This is a genomic window from Flavobacterium sp., assembly GCF_046155325.1.
In the GTDB taxonomy this organism is placed as follows: domain Bacteria; phylum Bacteroidota; class Bacteroidia; order Flavobacteriales; family Flavobacteriaceae; genus Flavobacterium.
Genome location: NZ_JBJXDQ010000165.1, coordinates 1 through 3,897, shown reverse-complemented (window position 1 = coordinate 3,897; position 3,897 = coordinate 1). Strand labels below are relative to the sequence as shown.

The following is a 3,897-nucleotide window of genomic DNA, read 5'->3' as shown; positions in this document are numbered from 1 at the left end:
GCATACTTTAGTGATTTAATTGCAGCAAAACCTGCATAAGCAGTACCTGATGCACGACTTACACCGTTAACGATGTATTGGTTGTTATAACCAGCATCAAATGTCAATGATGATGCGTCTTCTGCGGTTGCGGATGATGCTGCAAAAAGAGCAGCCAATACTAATACTAGTTTCTTCATATTTATTTTATTTTATCTTACTTGTTTCTGTTTAACCTATAAACTTCACTCAAAGTTTATTCACTCAACTTATTCATCATACATTGATCTTTAAGAATATCAACTTATTATATAATGGCAGTCTAAAAATAAATATCAATTTTATTTTATAAAAATTAATAATAATTTCTACACAATATATATCTATATATAAAAAACTATTTTACGCTCATGAATACTAATATTACAGCAAATGCCACAGTTACAAAAAAATTAGACGTTACAAAATTAATTACGTACTTAGCAGTTCCAATTATTTTTTTAGGTCTAATTGTCTATTTTGTATTCTTAAATAACAGTTATAAAAACTTGACGGGTAAATTTACAAAACAAGTTGAAATTGTAAATAGTCAAAATTTAATCATAACAAACATATCACTGAAAAATTCAGAACTATCCACGTTAATTAAAAATTATGATCAAAAATTTAACGTCCTACAAACAAATGTAACACATCTAAAACAACTTACAGACAATCTAAAAAAATCATCTGATGATAAAGACATAAAAATTAAATTGCTTGAACAAGAAAAAGGATCACTAGAATCAGATGTCAAATCACTACGCAATACTATAGTACAAATGACATCAGAAATCGTAGAATATAGCGACGAATTGAAAAAAGCAAAAACTGAACCCGAACAAAATGATTTGATAAAAAAGATCGTTGCACTCACTTCAGAAAGAAATTTCTTGCAAGATCAAGTCAAACAATATGAAAAAATTATTGCTGAATTAAGAACAGAAAATACCAATTTAACCGCTAAATTAAGAGAAAATCTTAAAAAAGAAGGATACGAATTCAACCATCAAATTGGTGAACATCCAAAAGGCGCAGAATTATTAATGAAAATTTCCAGAGAAAATTTAAATAAAAAACTGGATGAACTAAATAAATCAAAAGAAAAAGAAGAACCAAAAAAAGAAGAAAAACCCAAAAAACAAGGGTTTTTTAAGAATCTTTTCAAATAAAATTATACAATTATGCCATACGAATACCACGCAAAAGTTACAGAAGTTATAGACGGTGACACAGTTGTCATTGACATTGATCTCGGATTTGATGTTGTCTTTATAAACCAAAAAGTGCGACTTTTAGGTATTGATACTCCAGAAAGCCGCACTTCAGACAAAACAGAAAAAGTATTTGGATTAGCAAGCAAAGACTACGCAAAGAAATTTGTTGAAGCTTGCAAAGACAAAAATGTAGTCATTAGAACCCATATCAGTGATGATGTAGATAGTAACGGCAGAGAGAAATTTGGTCGTCTTTTAGGTGAAATTATCAATCCAGTCACCAAAAAAGTTCTAAATGAAGAACTCATTACTAATGGTTATGCCGTCCGTTATATGGGCGAAAATAAAGATAAAGTAAAAGACCTCCACCTAAAAAATCGTAAACGACTCATAGATGAAGGTCATGTAAAAATGTCTTATAAAGACGCTGGTGTACTATAAAAATAGTATTCTATATTATCTAAGTACTGTAAATTTCAAGCTCTTAATATTGAGCTTGAAATTTTTATTTTGTACTTTGCTCAATACTAATTTAATTGACTTAGGATATCCAGATAAAGACGTATTCAAATTATCTGTCAATGATTGTTTCCCAATACCAATTGTCATAGGAAATTCATGTGAAGCATTTAAATTTGTATCTGGTACTCTACCATCCAATATATTTATACGTCCAATATAATTAGTCTGATTTACATATACACTAATATTAAACTTGCCTGCATATGAAATTGGACCTGTTTCAACCGTAAATACTGACAACTTAGAATCTACACTCAACAAATCTTTTAATTGTTGATTTTCAGATATATCCAACACAAGTCCATCTTTTGTCAATTCACCACTAACAGGAATTGTTACTGACTTTGGTATAGTTTTAACAACTGTAGAAGTCAATTTAATAGGTGCATCAGACGGTGGCTGATATGTAATATTAGTAAGTTTAGTAACTATATCCTTAACAGTTACCTTTAAGGGACTACCATCTATGTCTGTATATGTATATTCTTGTTGTCCCCAAGGTCCATTTGGATCAGGCATGTCATTCTTATACAATGACCAAATACGATCAATATTAGCATGATGCATATAGAATATAGGATCATTCGCAGCATATCTCAATGTTCCCATATTTCTATTATTACCAAAACGAGTGCCTACCCAATCATGTCCATTATTATGTGGCCCTTGTTCCAATAAACCCTGACCACTTGGTGTAGTTGGGTTTTCTACCGCTTTACCACCAAAAAGTTCAAATGGAGCTTGTAAAATAGCATTTATATAATCACCACTCATATACCACTTTGTTTCCGCAATATGCTGCTTAGAATCAGCACTTACTTCATTACTAGGGTCCATTGTTGGTTGTAAAATAGATGGCTTTCTATTACCGTCATATAAAGCCAAATTATCAAAACCAAGACTGTCCGCCTGTACCATATCTTCTTGCGTCAAATCATATCCAAATAATGGACTCGCTAATCCAGATTCTTTACGAATCTTTGTATTAGGAATTTCCTGATGATTACTCCAATCCCAATATGGATACGCAAGTCCAACTCCATTCCATCCAAAATTAGTCTTTAATATATTATCCAATATACGTTCTAAGAAATATACATACCCACGATGCCATGGCAAAAAATGCCAACTCCAATGTACTTGTACCATCGGTACTCCTGAATTTGTACAATGATACGCATGTAACTTAGCATAATTCTCCCACTGCAATGTACTGTTCAACGCTATATCCTTACGCATATATCCAACAGCACGACACAAATTCTTTACTTCATCATCACTTAAATCATAAAAACTCTTACGAATTCGTGGCGGTTCATTTTTAAAATCAAACCTCTTGCCACCAGTCGCAGGTCCACATGTAGGATCATTAATCGGTTGTTTAGATGCTGCATTTAAATTTAATCCAAGTGTACTAGTCAGTAACCCAGACTTTAAAAAAGTTCTTCTTGTTGTATCCATATTTTATTTTGTTTTAGTTGTAACCCAACCAATTCGATGTTTATCCATCCAATCAGTCAATGCCTTTTCAAATCCTATATCATCACCTTGCTTTTCACTCTCTATCCATTTATGCTTTTCTATCTCATTCTTCAATTCCATAAACTTTTGATATAGATTATCATTTTGCATACAAAAATAAATACAAATTTGAAACGCAAATATAACATTTTTGTTTATTTAAAAATGGAGTCCCGTGTTGGATTTGCACCAACCTAATGCTGTTTTGCAGACAGCCGCCTAACTACTCGACCAACGAGACATAAAAATGAAATCTTTTATCTACTCTAACATATATATCAAATATGGCAACACAAACAAATACATCAGCTCAAATAAACAATTCCGCCACCGCAACATCAGATAAAAATTCAGCAAGCGTTTCTTATACAAATACAGCAGAAGCATCAGCAGGCGCAAGTGTAGGAAATAAAAACGCATCCGTTGGTGTAGAAACTTCAGTTAAAACTGGTACAGAAGCATCCGCTGCCGGTGGACTAGATGGTAACAATGTCTACGCAAACGCAAGTTATAGTAGCGGTACAGAAGCGCACATTGTTGTAGATGGTAAAGTACAAAGTAATGGTGTAGGTGTTGCAGGTACTGCAGACGCTTACGCAGTTAGTGGTACAAAAGCATC

At 32.5% G+C, this 3,897-nt stretch carries 5 protein-coding genes and 1 tRNA gene; 3 read left to right on the top strand and 3 right to left on the bottom strand.

The window, feature by feature from the left end; all coding sequences use genetic code 11:
- Positions 1-389 precede the first annotated feature (389 nt).
- Complete coding sequence (locus ACKVOD_RS11600; protein WP_409209632.1) at positions 390-1,190, top strand: hypothetical protein; 801 nt, start codon at positions 390-392, stop codon at positions 1,188-1,190.
- Positions 1,191-1,202: 12 nt separating this feature from the next.
- A complete protein-coding gene (locus tag ACKVOD_RS11595; protein WP_409209631.1) occupies positions 1,203-1,676 on the top strand; it encodes a thermonuclease family protein in 474 nt (157 codons plus the stop codon).
- 15 nt (positions 1,677-1,691) lie between these two features.
- Here the strand turns inward: ACKVOD_RS11595 and ACKVOD_RS11590 are convergent, their stop codons facing one another.
- From ACKVOD_RS11590 to ACKVOD_RS11580, 3 genes are all read right to left on the bottom strand, one after another.
- Positions 1,692-3,218, bottom strand: coding sequence for a tyrosinase family protein (locus ACKVOD_RS11590; RefSeq protein WP_409209630.1), 1,527 nt, complete (start codon positions 3,216-3,218; stop codon positions 1,692-1,694).
- 3 nt (positions 3,219-3,221) lie between these two features.
- Positions 3,222-3,353, bottom strand: a complete 132-nt coding sequence (locus ACKVOD_RS11585; protein ID WP_409209629.1) for a hypothetical protein — start codon at positions 3,351-3,353, stop codon at positions 3,222-3,224.
- A 91-nt stretch (positions 3,354-3,444) separates the two neighbouring features.
- A tRNA-Cys gene (locus tag ACKVOD_RS11580) sits at positions 3,445-3,519 on the bottom strand.
- Between the two features lie 43 nt (positions 3,520-3,562).
- On the opposite strand from ACKVOD_RS11580, the gene ACKVOD_RS11575 reads away from it, so the two are divergent.
- Positions 3,563-3,897: hypothetical protein (locus tag ACKVOD_RS11575; protein ID WP_409209628.1), on the top strand; the 335-nt coding region annotated here is incomplete at its 3' end.

Excerpts from the sequence above, each read along its gene's own strand:
- ACKVOD_RS11590 (WP_409209630.1), bottom strand. The coding sequence starts at position 3,218 with ATGGATACAACAAGAAGAACTTTTTTAAAGTCTGGGTTACTGACTAGT.
- ACKVOD_RS11600 (WP_409209632.1), top strand. The coding sequence starts at position 390 with ATGAATACTAATATTACAGCAAATGCCACAGTTACAAAAAAATTAGAC.
- ACKVOD_RS11595 (WP_409209631.1), top strand. The coding sequence starts at position 1,203 with ATGCCATACGAATACCACGCAAAAGTTACAGAAGTTATAGACGGTGAC.